16 protein-coding genes and 2 pseudogenes are annotated in these 16,482 nt (G+C 33.8%); 16 read left to right on the top strand and 2 right to left on the bottom strand.

Annotated elements, in window-relative coordinates:
- Positions 1-15: 15 nt before the first annotated feature.
- From ACIQZA_RS15250 to ACIQZA_RS15220, 7 genes are all read left to right on the top strand, one after another.
- On the top strand, positions 16-1,032 hold the full coding sequence (locus tag ACIQZA_RS15250; RefSeq protein ID WP_400941884.1) for an ABC transporter permease: 1,017 nt from the start codon (positions 16-18) through the stop codon (positions 1,030-1,032).
- On the top strand, positions 1,029-2,093 hold the full coding sequence (locus ACIQZA_RS15245; RefSeq protein WP_400941886.1) for an iron chelate uptake ABC transporter family permease subunit: 1,065 nt from the start codon (positions 1,029-1,031) through the stop codon (positions 2,091-2,093). Before ACIQZA_RS15250 ends, ACIQZA_RS15245 begins: the two co-directional genes overlap by 4 nt.
- Complete coding sequence (locus ACIQZA_RS15240) at positions 2,090-2,842, top strand: iron ABC transporter ATP-binding protein (protein WP_132363875.1); 753 nt, start codon at positions 2,090-2,092, stop codon at positions 2,840-2,842. The genes ACIQZA_RS15245 and ACIQZA_RS15240 overlap by 4 nt, the downstream gene beginning before the upstream one ends.
- Positions 2,843-3,177: 335 nt before the next feature.
- Complete coding sequence (locus ACIQZA_RS15235) at positions 3,178-4,116, top strand: aminoglycoside phosphotransferase family protein (protein ID WP_400941889.1); 939 nt, start codon at positions 3,178-3,180, stop codon at positions 4,114-4,116.
- 338 nt (positions 4,117-4,454) lie between these two features.
- Positions 4,455-5,024: a group-specific protein gene (locus tag ACIQZA_RS15230; protein WP_400941892.1), complete on the top strand. Its 570-nt coding sequence runs from the start codon at positions 4,455-4,457 to the stop codon at positions 5,022-5,024.
- Between the two features lie 185 nt (positions 5,025-5,209).
- Positions 5,210-5,614: a hypothetical protein gene (locus tag ACIQZA_RS15225; protein ID WP_402882334.1), complete on the top strand. Its 405-nt coding sequence runs from the start codon at positions 5,210-5,212 to the stop codon at positions 5,612-5,614.
- A 331-nt stretch (positions 5,615-5,945) separates the two neighbouring features.
- The gene (locus tag ACIQZA_RS15220; RefSeq protein ID WP_400939200.1) at positions 5,946-6,125 is read left to right on the top strand and encodes a hypothetical protein; all 180 of its coding nucleotides are present in this window, start codon (positions 5,946-5,948) and stop codon (positions 6,123-6,125) included.
- Positions 6,126-6,646: 521 nt separating this feature from the next.
- On the opposite strand, the gene ACIQZA_RS15215 is transcribed toward ACIQZA_RS15220, so the two are convergent.
- A complete protein-coding gene (locus tag ACIQZA_RS15215; protein WP_400939197.1) occupies positions 6,647-7,075 on the bottom strand; it encodes a HEAT repeat domain-containing protein in 429 nt (142 codons plus the stop codon).
- 390 nt (positions 7,076-7,465) lie between these two features.
- Between ACIQZA_RS15215 and ACIQZA_RS15210 the strand changes: the two genes are divergently transcribed.
- From ACIQZA_RS15210 to ACIQZA_RS15180, 7 genes and pseudogenes are all read left to right on the top strand, one after another.
- Positions 7,466-8,239, top strand: coding sequence for a GNAT family N-acetyltransferase (locus ACIQZA_RS15210; RefSeq protein ID WP_400939195.1), 774 nt, complete (start codon positions 7,466-7,468; stop codon positions 8,237-8,239).
- A 170-nt stretch (positions 8,240-8,409) separates the two neighbouring features.
- A complete protein-coding gene (locus tag ACIQZA_RS15205) occupies positions 8,410-8,760 on the top strand; it encodes a hypothetical protein (protein ID WP_400939192.1) in 351 nt (116 codons plus the stop codon).
- Between the two features lie 205 nt (positions 8,761-8,965).
- The gene (locus ACIQZA_RS15200; protein WP_402882331.1) at positions 8,966-9,439 is read left to right on the top strand and encodes an 8-oxo-dGTP diphosphatase; all 474 of its coding nucleotides are present in this window, start codon (positions 8,966-8,968) and stop codon (positions 9,437-9,439) included.
- A gap of 178 nt (positions 9,440-9,617) precedes the next feature.
- Positions 9,618-10,208: a histidine phosphatase family protein gene (locus ACIQZA_RS15195; RefSeq protein ID WP_402882329.1), complete on the top strand. Its 591-nt coding sequence runs from the start codon at positions 9,618-9,620 to the stop codon at positions 10,206-10,208.
- Positions 10,209-10,360: 152 nt separating this feature from the next.
- Positions 10,361-10,963 carry a nucleotidyltransferase domain-containing protein gene (locus tag ACIQZA_RS15190; protein WP_400939187.1) on the top strand — a complete coding sequence of 201 codons (603 nt, stop codon included), beginning with the start codon at positions 10,361-10,363 and terminating at the stop codon, positions 10,961-10,963.
- A 1,189-nt stretch (positions 10,964-12,152) separates the two neighbouring features.
- Positions 12,153-12,418, top strand: a pseudogene (locus ACIQZA_RS15185) (aminoglycoside adenylyltransferase domain-containing protein); the annotation flags it as partial.
- Between the two features lie 369 nt (positions 12,419-12,787).
- On the top strand, positions 12,788-13,636 hold the full coding sequence (locus tag ACIQZA_RS15180; RefSeq protein ID WP_402882327.1) for a CPBP family intramembrane glutamic endopeptidase: 849 nt from the start codon (positions 12,788-12,790) through the stop codon (positions 13,634-13,636).
- Between the two features lie 265 nt (positions 13,637-13,901).
- On the opposite strand, the gene ACIQZA_RS15175 is transcribed toward ACIQZA_RS15180, so the two are convergent.
- Positions 13,902-14,774: a glycine betaine ABC transporter substrate-binding protein gene (locus tag ACIQZA_RS15175; RefSeq protein ID WP_400939180.1), complete on the bottom strand. Its 873-nt coding sequence runs from the start codon at positions 14,772-14,774 to the stop codon at positions 13,902-13,904.
- 265 nt (positions 14,775-15,039) lie between these two features.
- Between ACIQZA_RS15175 and ACIQZA_RS15170 the strand changes: the two are divergent.
- A pseudogene (locus tag ACIQZA_RS15170) lies at positions 15,040-15,333 on the top strand (ATP-binding cassette domain-containing protein); the annotation flags it as partial.
- Between the two features lie 358 nt (positions 15,334-15,691).
- Positions 15,692-16,261 carry a manganese efflux pump gene (locus tag ACIQZA_RS15165; RefSeq protein ID WP_142510811.1) on the top strand — a complete coding sequence of 190 codons (570 nt, stop codon included), beginning with the start codon at positions 15,692-15,694 and terminating at the stop codon, positions 16,259-16,261.
- Positions 16,262-16,482 lie beyond the last annotated feature (221 nt).

Genomic DNA, 16,482 nt, shown 5'->3' with positions numbered 1-16,482 from the left:
AAAGGAGTATAAAAAGTGCTGAAAAATGTAACTTCTAGGGTTGAGATAAATTCTCAACCCCAGTTTTATAACTACAATAAAATATGGACAAGACCTTTTATATTAACGATGATAGTTGTTATTATTTTAGGCATTATATCATTGTTTACTGGAGTTTATGATATACGTGGACAAGAGGATGGAATGGAGATGTTTTTCATAACTCGCGTTCCGAGAACAGTTGCATTAATGCTTACTGGAGCTGCAATGTCGATGTCAGGACTCGTAATGCAACTGATTACACAGAATCGTTTTGTTGAACCTACTACTACAGGGACTATTGAATGGTCAGGTTTAGGGCTGCTTTTTGTTTATTTATTATTTCCTGCCCCGACTTTAGTTCTAAGAATGACTGGTGCAATCATTTTTTCTTTTATAGGAACTATGATTTTCTTTTTATTTTTAAGAAGAGTTAAACTTCGTTCGTCTTTAATTGTCCCGATTATTGGATTGATGCTTGGAGCTGTCATTTCTGCGGTGTCCACTTTTATGGGACTCTTTTTTCAAATGACGCAAAGTATTGAAACTTGGTTTGTAGGTTCTTTTGCGGCTGTTCAGGTGGGAAGATATGAATATTTATGGCTAATTGTTATTGTTACTTTGTTTATTTTTATTTATGCTAATAGATTGACTTTAGCTGGGCTAGGAGAAGATGTCGCAACAAGCCTTGGCGTTAATTACAACAGGATTGTTCTTTTCGGTACTGTTCTCATTTCTTTTGCAGTTGGTATTGTTGCAGCTGTTATTGGAAACTTACCTTTCTTGGGACTAATTGTCCCAAACATTGTTTCAATGTTTAGAGGCGATGATCTTAGGAGTAATTTACCTTGGGTATGTTTGATAGGAATGGGGACTATAACTGCCTGTGACATAATTTCTCGAACAATTATAATGCCTTTTGAAGTACCTGTTTCTTTAATACTTGGAACAGTGGGGTCAGTCGTGTTTATTACCATTTTATTGAGACAAAGAAAACCAAGGAGGCACCGATGAACACATTGGAAGATAGAAATAAAGAAAATGTCGAAATCGATTCTAGCCTTCATAATGAAAATAGATCAGCTAGGGCTTTTCGTTCTAAGAAGGAAGAAAGACGTTATTGGATTTTGCTAATAACATTGATTGCTTTGGGCATTCTTTCTTCATATGGACTTTTAGTTTATAACAATCCAGTTCCAGTAGATTCACCTTCTTTTATCCCGGTTGTTATGAGAAGGATAGTAGCTCTTGTGGCAATGATTATTGCTGCAGTTTGTCAGAGCTTGTCGACTGTTGCTTTCCAATCAATTACGAATAATAGGATTATTACTCCTTCACTTTTAGGTTTCGAAGCACTTTACTCAACAATTCATACTAGTACAATATTTTTCTTTGGTGCTAGTGCATTAATAAATTTTAGTGGAATTGGATCATTTTTATTTCAAGTTGTTGTTATGATCTTGATGAGTTTGATTCTTTATGGATGGCTACTTTCTGGTAAATACGGGAATTTACAACTTATGCTTTTAGTTGGAATTATTATTGGCACTGGGCTAAATTCTGTGTCAACTTTCATGAGAAGACTACTTGCGCCTTCTGAATTTGATATTTTACAGGCAAGATTGTTTGGCTCTGTTAATAATGCGGATTCAGCCTATTTTCCTATTGTAATTCCTATGGTAATAATTGTAGCATTATTACTTCTTGCGCATGCTAAGAATCTAAATATATTGTCACTAGGAAAGGATGTTTCTACTTCTTTTGGAGTTAAATATCAATCTAGTGTAATTTATACGCTTGTATTAGTTGCTATTTTGATGTCAATTTCAACAGCTTTGATTGGACCACTTACTTTCTATGGCTTTTTAGTAGCAACTTTGAGCTATCAGGCGGCGTCAACTTATGATCATAGATATATTTTTCCAATGGCTCTTGCTATAGGATTTTTGATATTAACGAGTGCATATTTTTTGATGTATCATGTATTCCATGCACAAGGTGTAGTTTCAGTTATTATCGAATTATTTGGTGGAATAATATTTTTAACTGTAGTTTTAAGGAAGAGGGCTTTATGATAAAAATTGATAATGTTAAAAAGTTCTATACTGATAAGGTAAAAATAGGACCTTTGGATATTGAAATACCAAAAGCGGGTTTTACTTCTTTAATTGGACCAAATGGCGCTGGAAAGTCTACGACACTTTTGATGATTGGAAGACTTTTGGATATGGAGGAAGGTCAAATTCAGGTGGCAAATATGGATATTTCCGGATCCAAATCAAAAGACTTAGCAAAAATTTTGACTATATTGCGGCAAGAAAATCATTTTGTAACTAGGCTTACTATTAGACAACTAGTTGGATTTGGACGTTTTCCTTATTCAAAGGGAAGATTAACAATAGAGGATGAGGTTATTATTTCTAAATATATCGATTTTTTAGACTTAACTGATTTAGAGAATAGATATTTAGATGAGCTTTCTGGTGGTCAAAGACAAAGGGCATATGTAGCGATGGTTTTGTGCCAAGAGACTGAATATGTACTTTTGGACGAGCCTCTGAACAACCTTGATGTTGCTCGTTCTGTTCAAATGATGGAGCATTTGAGACGTGCGGCTAATGAATTTGGAAGAACAATTCTGACTGTTATGCATGATATAAATTTTGCAGCCAAATATTCCGATAGAATTTGTGCTATGAAAGATGGACAAATTGCTGCTTTTGGTACAGTAGAAGAGGTTATGGATTCGAAAATTTTGACAGATATTTTCGAAACAAAAATAGAAATTATCGAAGGTCCTTATGGGCCACTCGCTGTTTATTAGTTACGAAATTTTTAAAAAAAGAAGCATTTCAAAAAATGAGTATGCAAAAAAACAAATAGAAAATTAAATTATTTGCTGTAGCTTGCACAGATCATAACAGCTACTCTAGTTGAAAGTTGCTGCCTGTATTTTACAGACAGCAACTTTTTCAAATGCCACTGCTTTCGATAATGAATTGAAGTATGTCATAACGATGATCGTAATATACTCTGACGTTTTTCAAGGAGTAATTTTAAAAAAAAGGATTACAAAACCAAAATAACATAACATTGACAGTCGCTCGACCGTATAGTATCATTTTCATTCTTATTCGTTGCGAGAAAGGTGGATTGACTGTGTTAATTGAAAGTGTAATAGACCACATATCGAGCCTTAAAGGGTATTCATCTATAAAAAAAATCGAGAAAGGATACTCACTAGATAAAAAATACATAGTTACCGTCGGCCAAAATCAATACTTTATACGATTATCTGACATACAATATCACGAAAAACGAACCATCGAATTTTCATTGCTTCAAGCATTAGAAAAACAAGGTGTACAAACATATAAAGCCATAGAATGTACTTTATTGATAGAGGCTAATCTTTCTGTCATGGTATTAAGTTATATTGAAGGATACCCTGCTGATGAATTCATTTCGAATCTTTCTGATGTGGAGCAATTTAATATAGGTCTTGCTGCTGGGAAAGAATTAAGAAAAATTCATCAACTACATGCCCATGCCCCACAAACGATACTTTGGGAAGAAGCTCAAAGAAAGAAATTCAGCTTTTATTTAAATGCATATAAAAAAGGTAGCTATCAACTGCCAAACGAGCATAAAATACTAAACTTTATTGAAAACAATTTCCACATTTTTAAAGATCGACCTATAACCTTACTCCATGATGATTTTCATCTGGGCCATATCATCGTTCTAAATAACACATACAATGGCGTAATTGATTTTAATGGCTATGATTTTGGTGACCCCTATCATGATTTTTATAATCTTTCTTTATTTAGCAGAAGACATAGTATCCCATTTTGTATTGGACAAATAAATGGTTATTTTACAGAATCTCTAGACGATACATTTTGGCGAATATATGCCCTTTATGCAGCGATGAATATCATCTCTACGATTGTGTGGACGAAAAGATATGATGAACAATCTTTTGAAGATGCATTGCAAAGAATCCATCTCATTTTAGCAGATCATGACTATTTTAATTTGGATCAACCATTATGGTATAAGTCCATACCTATTGATAATGTTACAGGTTTATAAACGGTGATATGTTTGCTATTGTGTATTTTTAAACTGAACTAATAGTTATTAAATTTAGTTCAGTTTTTATTTATGAGCAAATCTATTCTTAAATTATTGAACTATCGGAGCAGGTTAGTTGAAGATAAAACTTTCAGAACAATATAAAACCGCTAAAGAAGAATTACACTCTCTAGCGGTTTCTTGTTTCTAAGTTAAATCTTATAATATGTTATCCTATATATTGCCAGTCCGTTTTTCATCTTATTTACTCGGTAATATGAGCGATAGAAAGCGAATAAAAGGAGATTGAAAAAACTATCTTTTAAAAAATTAAATTTTGATGGGGAGGAAATTTGATGGATTACGTTTATCATATGATACCTAAAAAAATGACGGGTGAGGTTCTTATTTCCCTTAACGAGATAAAATTGATACATCCCGAACTTTATAAAACTTACTCAAAAAAGTATTCTGACCATCCAGAAAGACCAAGCTTATTATTGAAAAGTATCCCCAAATTAAATTGTTTATGGAATGATGTGATTTTTTTACTACCACTTCACCCTTACTATGTTTACGAAACATTACATTCTCTTGGAGTAAGTATAAAAAAAGATTTGATGTTTTATGAAATACCAACGGAAAGATTGATGAAAAATAAAAATGCTGTGTATTTCTATAATAAAAAAAATTATATAGGTCCTGCTTCGGATATACCTGATGAAGAAATTCAAGTCATTGATATCATTTCATATCCAGAATGTTCAGCTTTACCATCAGACGCATTAGCCTACTTCACAGAAGAACATAAAAAGGGTGTAAACTTTGGGATGTTTGCACATATTCCTCATATTTTAAGTTTAGGAAACATTAATATTAAAGGTGTAAATATGATTAATTGGAGTGCTGCTCCAGTTCAAACATAATTGATTTAATTGAGTGGTTAGATAAATTAGCGACCTTGTTCAACTAACGGAGGCTTACTTGAAGATCAATGAGCTGTTTTAGACAGCACTTTTTTCTTATTGTACTAACGGTGCAGAACATTTGAATAAGAAAATGTAATTTAGATTATCAGCAGTCAAATAAATTTGAAAGGGGACGTATAAGTTTGATTGATTATTTTGAACGTAATATTAGATTAAAGGATTTTGAAGTGTGGGATGTTCGAATTTGTAATCAACATTATACTTTAGCAATTTTAGATGAATTTCGACCTGCCACATTTGATGATTTTGAAATTCCTGAGTTAATTTATGAAGAAGATGACAAGCGTGCAAACTATGTCTCTGCTACATATTTCTCTGAAGAACCTGTTAAAGATGAACATAGAGAAATACTCGGTGAATTTGCACGTATGCTAACAGAACACTTAGCATTGGCACATTGTGAAGTAATTATAAAGTTTTATCAAGAGAACCCTGAAAAAGCAATAGAACTAATGATGTTAACGAAGTATGGTTTCAAAGAATCAGATATACCAATGGATAAATTATTGCATTTTAATCAAGAGTAGTTACCTTTGTTTTATAGCAACAATCTTTAAGAAAACAGCCTTTTTTATTGAACTCCCATGAAAGAACTTAATCATCTTTCATTTTCTGTGGTGTAGCGCTGGTTTTTGCGCTACATGGATGGCTAACGGGTGCTTTAGTGGAATAAGGAGATTTAAAATAATCTGTCTTTTTTGGCGTCTCGCCAGATTTATGCGGATTTACAACGTTAGGAATGAATTGTTCCCAAACAACGCTTTAGGAACTTGTTTAGAAATTATTTGACTGATATAGAAACAAAAAAGGAATAATGTTACAATCTGTAGAATTATATTAATATATGAGGTGTTTCTTATGAAATTATTACTTTACTATTTTTATACTATCGCAGTTCTTGCTATTATCACTTTTACTTATGATTTAGTTAAGTTAGGCACTTTCAATTGGGCTTCTCTTGCAATAACACTTACTATGATTGGGTATGCAACGAGATTAAAAAAGAACACTAAAAACATTCAATCTAAAGTCGGGTAAAATAAACACTCAATGCTTTAAAAGCAGAAGCACAACAGCGAGTAAAACCTACATCGAGTTCGATTGATACGTTTATTTAAGCTATACAATCACATACAAAATAACGTTCCCAAACAAAAGTTTGGAGCAAAGGCCACTAATGTTGTTAAATCAACGTTCGTGGCTTTTCTTATGAACATTGTTTATGCGTTGTTTTATGCACTTTTGTTAAAAGTCAGTCATAGCAAAGGTTTTGAAGTATTTGAAGTAATGTTGCACCATCGTCTTTGATGAATAAACGTGTATAAAAATTGAAGTCTTATCGTTGTAAATCCGCGTAAATCTGACGAGTCCCCTTATTGTACTAACGGAGCAGGTTAATTGAATAAGGTGTTTGTTTTATCATTAAACAATAAAGATAGATGATCAAAGAAAAGAAGTAATACAATGAGTTTCGATGAACCGCAGTGTAAGATAAGAAAAAGTCATTCCCTCCACAAGCGGAGAGAATGACCTTCCTTCATAAATCGCAAAACTACTGATTATAGTTTTGCCCAACGTTCCTCTAACCAGTTCATAAATTCTACACCTTTGTCGCCTTCATACGCATCAAAGACATCTAAACGCATTCGTTTTAGTTTATCCGCAAAGTCTGCCACTGTATGATCCTTCGGCAAGCTCTTTTTCACCCGAAGGAAAATTTTGTCTGTTCCTTTGATAATATCAAAACGTGCAGGTGATGGCTTCTCTACGTCCTCACCAAACGCTGCGAGTGCTTCATAGGCTGCTAATTGCACCTTGTTGACAGTATCATGCTGCATACGATTTTTTAATAAATCTATGATTTTGTCATGTTGATAAGCCGATAACTTTTCGACTGCGTCTAAACGTTCTCGCCAGCTAGACGTATAATTGGCCTGTTTTTTTAATGTTTCATACTGCTCAGGTAATGCTGTTTCAAACTGTTTCAAGTAATTGCACCTCTTTTTTTAACTAGAGGAAAAATGAATTCTTCTTCTGCTTCTCTTATTATACGTTGTCTGGGTGAAAATAGCGATGAATCGCTGGTAAGGATATATATATATAATGGAAACTAACTACATTAAGGTGAACCGTATCATAAGTATGTACTATTCTTTATTAGATTTGCTTTTCTTATTAAACTCCCATGAAAGAACTTAATCATCTTTCATTTTCTGTGGTGAAGTGCTGCTTTTTGCACTTCATGGATGGCTAACGGGGCAGTGCTAAAATTAACATTACATTTCAAAAGAGGCAATAATACCCTTTTGCTGTGTGGTTATTATGATAATATTGATGGGAATGGAAAGTAATAATACTATTAAGAAAGTAGGAATTGAATGATTTATGAAGCGAATAACGAAGTAAGAAAAAAATTAGTACCTATGTTTGAAAATATTGATAGCACTATTGTTCTTTCATATCTCCAAGGCCATATGGGAACAGCTTGGGTGGATAACCTTGAGAATCCAACAGTTGCCCAGATAACTGTGGGGATTTTTGTGTTTTATGCTGGCGATCCCAATACTAAGGCAGCTGAGGAATTGCTTTATAATCTCCCCGAATTCACACTTGCAATTGTTGATTCAGATGAATGGAAAAATAGAATAGAAACTGTCCATAATGGTGCGATTGAGAAATTTGAACGATACAGATTTAAAAAGGATCCAGAGCATTTCAATAGAACACATTTACAGAACATATTGACTTCATTACCGGAAGATTATGAAATTAAGAAGGTTGATAACAATATAGTAAATTTACCGTCTTTCCATGAGCTATCCGAAGACTTTGTTAGTCAATTTGATTCTATTGATGATTTTGTCAATAGAGGTATGGGTTATGCAATAATACATGAGGGACAAGTTGTTTGTGCGGCGACATCTTTTAGTATATATGATGATGGCATAGAGATTGAAATTGCTACACATCCTCAATATAGAAGAAAAGGGTTAGCAACTATCACAGCCTCTGCCTTGATATTATATTGTCTAGATAGAGGGCATTACCCTAGTTGGGATGGAGCGAATTCAGAATCTGCCGAATTAGCCAAAAAGTTGGGTTATATATTTAAAGAATCTTATGATACCTATTTTATTGATAATATAAAGTAGTTTGTGAAGAAATGTACTTAAAGTAACGGGGTGCTTTTCTTGAAGATCATTGAGTTGCATATGTAGCTCTTTTTTTCTTTATTGAACGAACGGAGCAGTTTAGTTGAATAAAGAAACAAGATGAAACAGGTTATTAAATATTTACGTCTGTTATATAAAGGAGGCTGTTTATGCGATTATTATCTACTGTTCTTATATTATTCTTAATACCTTCTATATTAATTGGCTGTTCAGGAAGTCCTGGACAGAATGAAGGGGGAGTTTTAAGTAAAGAACAAGTATTAAAACTAAATCCAGATGCAGACATCTTTGAATTTGATGGGAGAGTTTATAAAACGGGTATAGATTGGATTGAAGAGGAAGGATTAATAAAAGATGAACAAATAGGGGAAATATCTGAAGGGATGGCAAATAAATTACCAGTTGGTGCAAAGATATTTTCCCCAAAAGAAAGAAGAGATATTTTGATTGTTGAGTATGATGGGAAAGAAAAAAGGTACTTGCTTCAAGTTGGCGAATAGGGTTGTTCTTCTTCAACTCCCATGAAAGAACTTAATCATCTTTCATTTTCTGTGGTGAAGAGATTATTTTCGCGCTTCATGGAGGGCTAACGGGTGCTTTACTTCAATAAGGGGTAGAGTCTTTTTCTACTTAAACTAATGACGCAGTTTAGTCGAATAAGAAGGATATATATGGTGATGTTTATGTAAAAATATGGAGGTAATTATGAGCGATTCTATTAATTATAAAATATGGACTGTTTGTATGATTCAAAGTGAAGAGAAGGTTTTACTTCTGGATAGACAGCACGACAATTTCAAAGGATTTATCCCACCGGGTGGTAAAGTTGAGTTTCCTGAAAGTATTGTAGAGAGTGTTATTAGAGAAGTAAAAGAAGAAACTGGGTTAGAAGTTAGAAACCTTACTTATAAAGGGCTTTATGAATATGTTAATCCAGTCGCTAAAGATAGATATATGATATTTAATTACATAACAAAGGATTTCGAGGGTAAACTCTTGGAAGATGCTCCAGAGGGGAAAGCTGTTTGGGTAGATATAGAGAACGCATATAAACTTCCTATGCAGATATCGATACGTAGAAGATTTCCTTTATTTTTTAAAGATGGAACATTTGAGATTCAAGTTGAATGGAACCACGAAGAAAATAAGGAAGGGAACGTTACAATACGTAACACATAAAACTTCTTATTAGACTAATGGGGGCAAGTGTTCAATAGTGCAGTCGCTTTTCAATAACGTCGAGGTCAGTTCAATACATATATAACTGAAAAAAATGCATAATCGATGTTCGTATTCAATTAATGGAGCAGTTTAGTTTTATATTTTTGGATTTAAAAGATAAAAGGGGGAAAAAGTCATGCAAATACTATTAATTCGACACGGAGAATCGGGAGCAGATATTTTAAACGTCCATGAAGGGAGAGCTGATTTTGAATTAACGGAAAGAGGTAGAAAGCAAGTGGGAAGTTTATCACAAAAAGTAAAAAATGACTTCCCGCCAAATTTTATATGGGCAAGTACGTTAAAAAGAGCACGCGAAACCGCCGAAACATTAGGAGAAACTATTGGGTGCCCAGTGCAATTGGAAGAAGAATTAATGGAGTTTAATAATGGTGTACAAGCTGGATTATCCTTTGAAGAAGCTAAAAAGTATCCAGAGCCAAAATTTTTTCATGACCGTTTTGAAAATGGAGAATCATTCATAGAATTTCGAATGAGGATTGAAACGATATTTTCTAAGATTGTGACAGGAAATAAATATGAACGAATTGCGATTGTTGCTCATGGTGGGGTAATTAATAATATATTACGTGCTTTTTACCAAATGCCAATCAACATGGATTATTATTTTAAAATTGGAGATACAGGAATTAGTTTAATAGAACTTACTGATCAGGAAAAGGTAATTCACTTTATAAATGATACGAATCATTTAGAGAATATATAGGATAACTTTGATAAAAATTTGTTCAATCTTTAAAAAAATACGTTTTTAGATCAATAATATCCCACCGTTTAGATCAAGCTTTGTTTCAAAACGGTGGGGTTTTTATAACGCAAATCAACGTTTGCAGTCAAAGCTACAAGGAGGACATTTATATGAGGACGGATATAGATAATTGGGAATCAATCACCGTAGCAGAAATTTATAAGCTCTTTTCTACTATTCCAATTAATTGGGGTATTGCAGGGGGATGGGCTTTAGATTTACATTTAGGCAAACAGTCAAGGGTACATGATGATATAGATGTAATAATACTTCGAGAGGAACAATTGACTGCTTATAATCATTTGTCAGGTGATTGGATGTTATACAAAGCAGAGAATGGGAAACTTGTTCCTTGGCAAGAAGGCGAGTTTTTAAAAACCACAAATGATATCTGGGCTACTAAAAGCAGTAGTTCTCCCTGGGCTTTTCAAATTATGTTAGTAGAGACAGAGCAACAATCCTGGATATACAGGAGAGAAAAATCTATTCGAAGAAGATTAGAGGAAATATTTTTAAGAACAGATGATGAGATACCTTACCTGAGACCCGAGATTCAACTGCTTTATAAAGGTGGTAGCTCAAAGGTTAGAGAAAAAGATTTTAAAGATTTACAAATTATGCTTCCATATTTACTGCCTAAACAAAGGGATTGGTTAAAAATGGCTTTGAAAAGACAGTTTCCAACTGGTCATTCGTGGCTTGATTATTTCTAAGTGTGAAATATGATTCAAAACATAAATTGAACCAACAAGATATAAAACTACTTTAATGTAAACTTGAGAGATTTAGTAAATAAGGTAATCAACTACTTAACTCTAAGGAGATATAAAATTGTACCAACTAATAAAAAAAGCACTTGAACCATACTCATTAGGGAACAAATCACTAATTATAGAAAAAGAGCTACACATAGGAAGTTGGAATAATGACCTACATTATAAAATAGTTGCTGATGGAAAAATTTTTTCTGCAAGGTTCATTAAAAAGGAGCGTTCCCCCAACTGTATTTGGAGAAATCTCACATAATATTTTATTTGAACAAACCAAATTTTGCGATAATCAAGTTCCGTTTATGCATTTATTCAGGATTTTTGGAGAGATTAGGTCGATAACGGGGAGTAAGCTAGTTGTTAGGTTTAGTTGAAGAAGGCTCCTTTAATTGATCAAACGTTTTTATAAAAATTTCATAATTAGTTAGAACGATTGACTTCAATTTAGTCATCCGAATTGAATACTTCTTGATGTGGGAGACTGCTACTGAATAAATATAAATATCTATGTGATTACTGTTGACATTTTAAATGAAAATGATTATCATTATCATATAAAGAATATTCCTTGACTACAATACAGTGTAGAGAGGATGAACTTTAGCTACTTTTCTCCAGAGGTTTGCTAGTTCATGATTACGAACCTGAAACCCCCCTTATATTTCGGGAACGTGAAAATTTCAGACGACTCACCTATGATAGGTAAGTCGTTTTTTTATGTACTTAGCGCTCGAAATCTAACAAATTAAAAGAACTAGATTGGTTATCAATTGAAGATTTAAGATACTTAAAAGGAGCAGCGGGCTCAAAGGTTTTAGCTAATGTTATTTTAAATTGTTTAAAAATCTAAAAAATGTATCTGCTTTAATGCCAATTATTATAAGTAGTCCACTTTTATATACCAGTACTAAAAATTTATCCGATTCTGAATAAAATATATCTTTTTATAAATGCCCTTCTAAATATAGAAGGGTATTAAATTTGAGTAAAATAATAGAACTCGGGCCGTTGTGCTAAAGCCATGGCAATCCATGCCCGTTGTGCCTCCCCGCCAGATAAAGCGGCGAGTACTTATCCTTGGATAAGCAGAGCCAATTGCATTTAGATAAACCTTTCTCTTTTTTTTATTCGATTCTTGGTTGAGTTTATTATTTTAACCTTATGTCGTGTGTACTATACATTGAAAAACAGGAAAGATTACGTCAAAGGAACTGGCTTGTGAAGAAGTAATCGAGGACTTGGATTTAAGCTATTCTCATATTCTTCAAGAGGCACTTAGAATTAGAGGGATAGTCCAAGTTAAGTCTAATTAAAAAAATCGATGGGAACGAAAGAAAGACAATGATCCATTTTATAAACTCTTTGAGTGCGCATTGTAATCAAACTTTTTTATCTAGATACGTCTTCAAAAGTAATATCATAATGAATTTGCTTCATTGCTTCATTGCTTCATTGCTTCATTGCTTCATTAGAAAAAATCCATTTACTGATCCGTAAATGGATTTTTTCGTGTGCGCCCATAATGGACGCAATCTATGGGGCAAGTCCCGAACAACGAAAACAGAAGTAGTGGCTGACTAAGTGCAAGGGTGTCCGTGGTAACCTAAAATCTGAAGGAAGCAGGCAGCAAATTTCAATTTCAATAATAATTGGGCTTGCAAAATATTTACTCTTTGTATATATTGTATATAAAGTGTATGTACAATATTCGATGTTTGAAGTAATTTGAATAACTTAATTAAAATGCACATGGGAGGAAAATGATATATGAAATGGAAACTTCTTATGCTCGCTGGATGGTCAACATTAGTCGCTAGTTTATTCTTAGCTTCTCTTTCCGGTGAAGTTTCTGCACAGTTGTTCGACTCATCAAGATATTCTCAATATTTTATCCAAGGTCTTGTGATGAGCGGGCTGGTTGTGCCTATTATTTTATATTTATATAAGCATGTTTATCGGATGATAGGAGTTAAACCTAAGGTGCCGGTATATTCTTGGAAAAGGCTAAATCACTTTATTACTGGGGTTCTCTTGGCAAGTGCACTGGCCTCATTGGGATTCATTATAGCCAGTCTTCAAGGGTGGATAGTCATTGAAGACTGGCATACACCCGATCAGTGGTTTGGTGCGCTACTAATCAATATTTTATTTGCTATTTTTTATGAAGCTTTGCCAGAGGAATTTGGATTGCGAGGTATGCTATATGATGTCTTACGTCATAGATTTGCCGCTTGGCTATCAGTATTATTTCAAACCTTACTATTTGTATCTGTCACTGTAGCGGTTGCCCTGATTCAAGCGCTCGTTGGATTTACTTCAGGAGTATCCATTAACATCTTTTATATCATATTAATTTTTTGCTTTGGAATATGTTTGCAATTGCTCCGTTTGTGGACTGGAAGTATCTGGACTTCGATTGGCTTTCACCTCGCATACTTAGAAATCATGAGGTTTGCTATCTCTCCACATCAATATGGCGTATCACCAATCATAACCTATCACGAATCAGTGCCTGGAATCGGCCTCTTAATCTCTATTTGTATGATGATTATTGGGGGCATCATTGTATCACTCGTTATACTAGGTGCGAAGCGTTTTATATGGAAAAGTACATAATTTGAACCAAAATGCTTTCATAGATTATTTGATTCAAATGTTTAACAATCGCAGCATAAAACAAAAAAGTCGACTCCAATATTGTACTGGGAATCGACTTTTTATTTGCATAGAGTATGTTTTTTGGCTGAACCTCTAACGACAGAATTTAAACGTTTTAATTATTTTCTAAATACCATCTACTAAAGTGCAGAAGATATTTTGTTGTATTTAATTCTATTCCTAATATGTAATGCTAGACGAGTATATCCAAACTCATATTTGCTTATTTTGCATCTTTTGTCCACTCTGACACTTTATCTTCATTGTCTTTAATCCATTTTTTTGCGGCCTCTTTAGGATCAGCGCCTTTCATAATATCAAACATAACACTTTCAATATCTTCCGGAGTCCAGTGGAAGTTTTTAAGAACACTATACACTCTCGGATTATCTTCTTTCAATCCTTTACGTGCAAATGTACCAATATATTCTTCGGCTCCGTATATACCTTTAGGATCGTCTAAATATTTTAAATCAAATGCGTTAAACTTCCAATGTGGAGACCAACCTGTAACGATAATTTCTTCTTTTTTCGCAATGGCTTGAGTAAGGGCTGCTGTCATTGCGCCTCCAGATGAGGTCACTACATTCCAGCCTTCAAGATTACTATATTCCTTATAAGCATTTTCCGTAGTTGCTGTCATATTTGCTCCAGGATCAATGCCAGTTATTGTTTTACCTGCTTCATCTGTTAAGTCTGCGATAGAGTTTACATCCATATAACTAGGGACAACTAAGCCAATTTTTGCACCTGAAAGGTTTTCTCCCAAATCTACTATTTTATCTTTGTACTTCTCAACTTGTGGGGCATGTGTTTGTGGTAACCAAGCTGACACCATACCGTCAACTTCTCCTTTTGCAAGAGCTTCCCACATAATTCCGTTATCTAGTGGTGTTAGTGTTACATCATAACCTAAATCCTCTAGAACTTGTCCTACTACGTTTGTAGAGGCAATTTCAGTATCCCACTCAACATAGGCTAAGTTCACTTCATTTTTTTCTTTATTTTTCGTGCCTTCACCATCTGAGCTACAAGCACTTAATACGAACATTAATGCTAAAGCCAATCCTATCTTTAATAATTTACCGACTCTCATAAAATCTCCCTCTCTTTATTATAGGATGAGATATAACTAAATATTAACAAGTAACAACTTAAAGTTATCAAAAGGTTGTTACTTTTGTCAAATTGGCTTATTTTAAAAATTGAAAATCTTAAATGGATATTCGAGATAGAACAAGAAAAAAAGTTCATGTTTAAGAGCCATTGAATCTTTAATTTAAGGCTGTCGTAAGGCTCACTTTAGATTTGAGAAAGGTAAATTTATTAATGTTTGAGTTGAACAGAAATGATTTTTTCCTATGAATACATCGGCTATTGTGCAAACACAAAATCTTAGCAAAAAGTTTGGATCAATTAATTCGGTAAAAAAAGTTGATCTTTATGTTCAGGAAGGAGAGATTTATGGGTTTTTGGACCCGAACGGTGCTGGAAAAACAACTACGCTAAAAATGCTGCTCGGACTCATTAAGCCTTTTGAAGGGACAATCAATAGTTTAAACAAACGTCGGTTATCCTTGTTACAACGTACGGGATTCTTGATCGAATCACCTATGTTAGAAATACAAAAAGCAAAATTAAAAATGTCAAATGTCGTAATAGAGTCATCTAATCAGTCGAATGATATAGCAAAGAGCATTTCAAAAACTTTACAAGCAATACAGCATGTAGCAGAGTCATCCGTTGTCACCGCAATTATTGCTGAAAAGATTTCCAAACAATTGAATAAGTTTAAACGATAGGATAACAGTACCCGCGGGTAAAAGACGAGCAAACGTAAGTAATATCAAGTCTTCCGCGTGTTAAAGGTGTTAAAGTATGTGAAATAGTTATTGTATCAAGGGCAATCACAATTTCTCCGCGTTTCACTCCGTTCAAAACATAGATGAACAAAAATTTTATTCCTTCATATCCTATGTGAGAATGGATTTTACGTTATTGAGGAGGAAAAGAATGCATTGGATAGCCATCATTCTTATTGGGATAGCTGCCAACTTAGATAATTTAGGAATTGGTCTCGCCTATGGTATTAAGCGAGTGAAAATACCCATATTATCCAATGCGGTAATTGCTCTAATTTCAATGATCGTCACATACGCTGCAGTAACAGCTGGAAGCGTAGTTATTAATTTTATCTCTCCGGATTTCGCAAATTTAATAGGGAGTCTTTTACTTTGTGCGATTGGGATATGGACTTTATTATCTAGTCGCTTTTCTAAACAAGGAATATTGGGAAATCCTGAAGTATTTGATGAGGATAAAAATTATATAATTTCAATTCGAGAAGCAATGACGCTCGGCTTTGTCTTATCAGCCAACTGTTTAGCGGGAGGAATAGCACTTGGGGCCAATGGTATTTCTGCGATTTGGACAGTTATTTCTATCGGTGTCTTTTCGTTCATCACAGTAGGTGCTGGTGTTCATTTTGGAGTCTTACTTACAAAGACTTTTATTGGAAAACACTCAACCGCTATTTCAGGGTGGCTACTTATTCTTATAGCGATTATTGAAATAGTTTCTTAAATATACTAGATGTCTAGTTGAGATGAATAAATAGAATGGGCATTTTAATTAAAAATATAGGAAATATCACATGTTATTTACGTGATATTTCTTTTTTTGAAGGTAATTTGACATATCGAAGACGAATTCGGTTTTGTTATTGACATACACTGGTATAAACGATTATTCTTGGTAATGAGAGCATAAATGAGAATGATTTTCGTTTTCAATAAATTACTTTC

The organism is Lysinibacillus sp. NPDC096382, assembly GCF_044762845.1.
Taxonomy (GTDB): Bacteria; Bacillota; Bacilli; order Bacillales_A; family Planococcaceae; genus Lysinibacillus.
Note: the sequence above shows the minus strand (reverse complement) of the source record. Positions and strands in the feature narration are given on the sequence as shown.

Bases quoted from the DNA above. Each gene is read 5' to 3' on its own strand.
- ACIQZA_RS15205 (WP_400939192.1), top strand. From the start codon at position 8,410: ATGCGATTATTATCTACTGTTCTTATATTATTCTTAATACCTTCTATA.
- ACIQZA_RS15210 (WP_400939195.1), top strand. From the start codon at position 7,466: ATGATTTATGAAGCGAATAACGAAGTAAGAAAAAAATTAGTACCTATG.
- ACIQZA_RS15245 (WP_400941886.1), top strand. From the start codon at position 1,029: ATGAACACATTGGAAGATAGAAATAAAGAAAATGTCGAAATCGATTCT.
- ACIQZA_RS15230 (WP_400941892.1), top strand. From the start codon at position 4,455: ATGGATTACGTTTATCATATGATACCTAAAAAAATGACGGGTGAGGTT.
- ACIQZA_RS15195 (WP_402882329.1), top strand. From the start codon at position 9,618: ATGCAAATACTATTAATTCGACACGGAGAATCGGGAGCAGATATTTTA.
- ACIQZA_RS15180 (WP_402882327.1), top strand. From the start codon at position 12,788: ATGAAATGGAAACTTCTTATGCTCGCTGGATGGTCAACATTAGTCGCT.
- ACIQZA_RS15220 (WP_400939200.1), top strand. From the start codon at position 5,946: ATGAAATTATTACTTTACTATTTTTATACTATCGCAGTTCTTGCTATT.
- ACIQZA_RS15165 (WP_142510811.1), top strand. From the start codon at position 15,692: ATGCATTGGATAGCCATCATTCTTATTGGGATAGCTGCCAACTTAGAT.
- ACIQZA_RS15240 (WP_132363875.1), top strand. From the start codon at position 2,090: ATGATAAAAATTGATAATGTTAAAAAGTTCTATACTGATAAGGTAAAA.
- ACIQZA_RS15200 (WP_402882331.1), top strand. From the start codon at position 8,966: ATGAGCGATTCTATTAATTATAAAATATGGACTGTTTGTATGATTCAA.
- ACIQZA_RS15175 (WP_400939180.1), bottom strand. From the start codon at position 14,774: ATGAGAGTCGGTAAATTATTAAAGATAGGATTGGCTTTAGCATTAATG.
- ACIQZA_RS15190 (WP_400939187.1), top strand. From the start codon at position 10,361: ATGAGGACGGATATAGATAATTGGGAATCAATCACCGTAGCAGAAATT.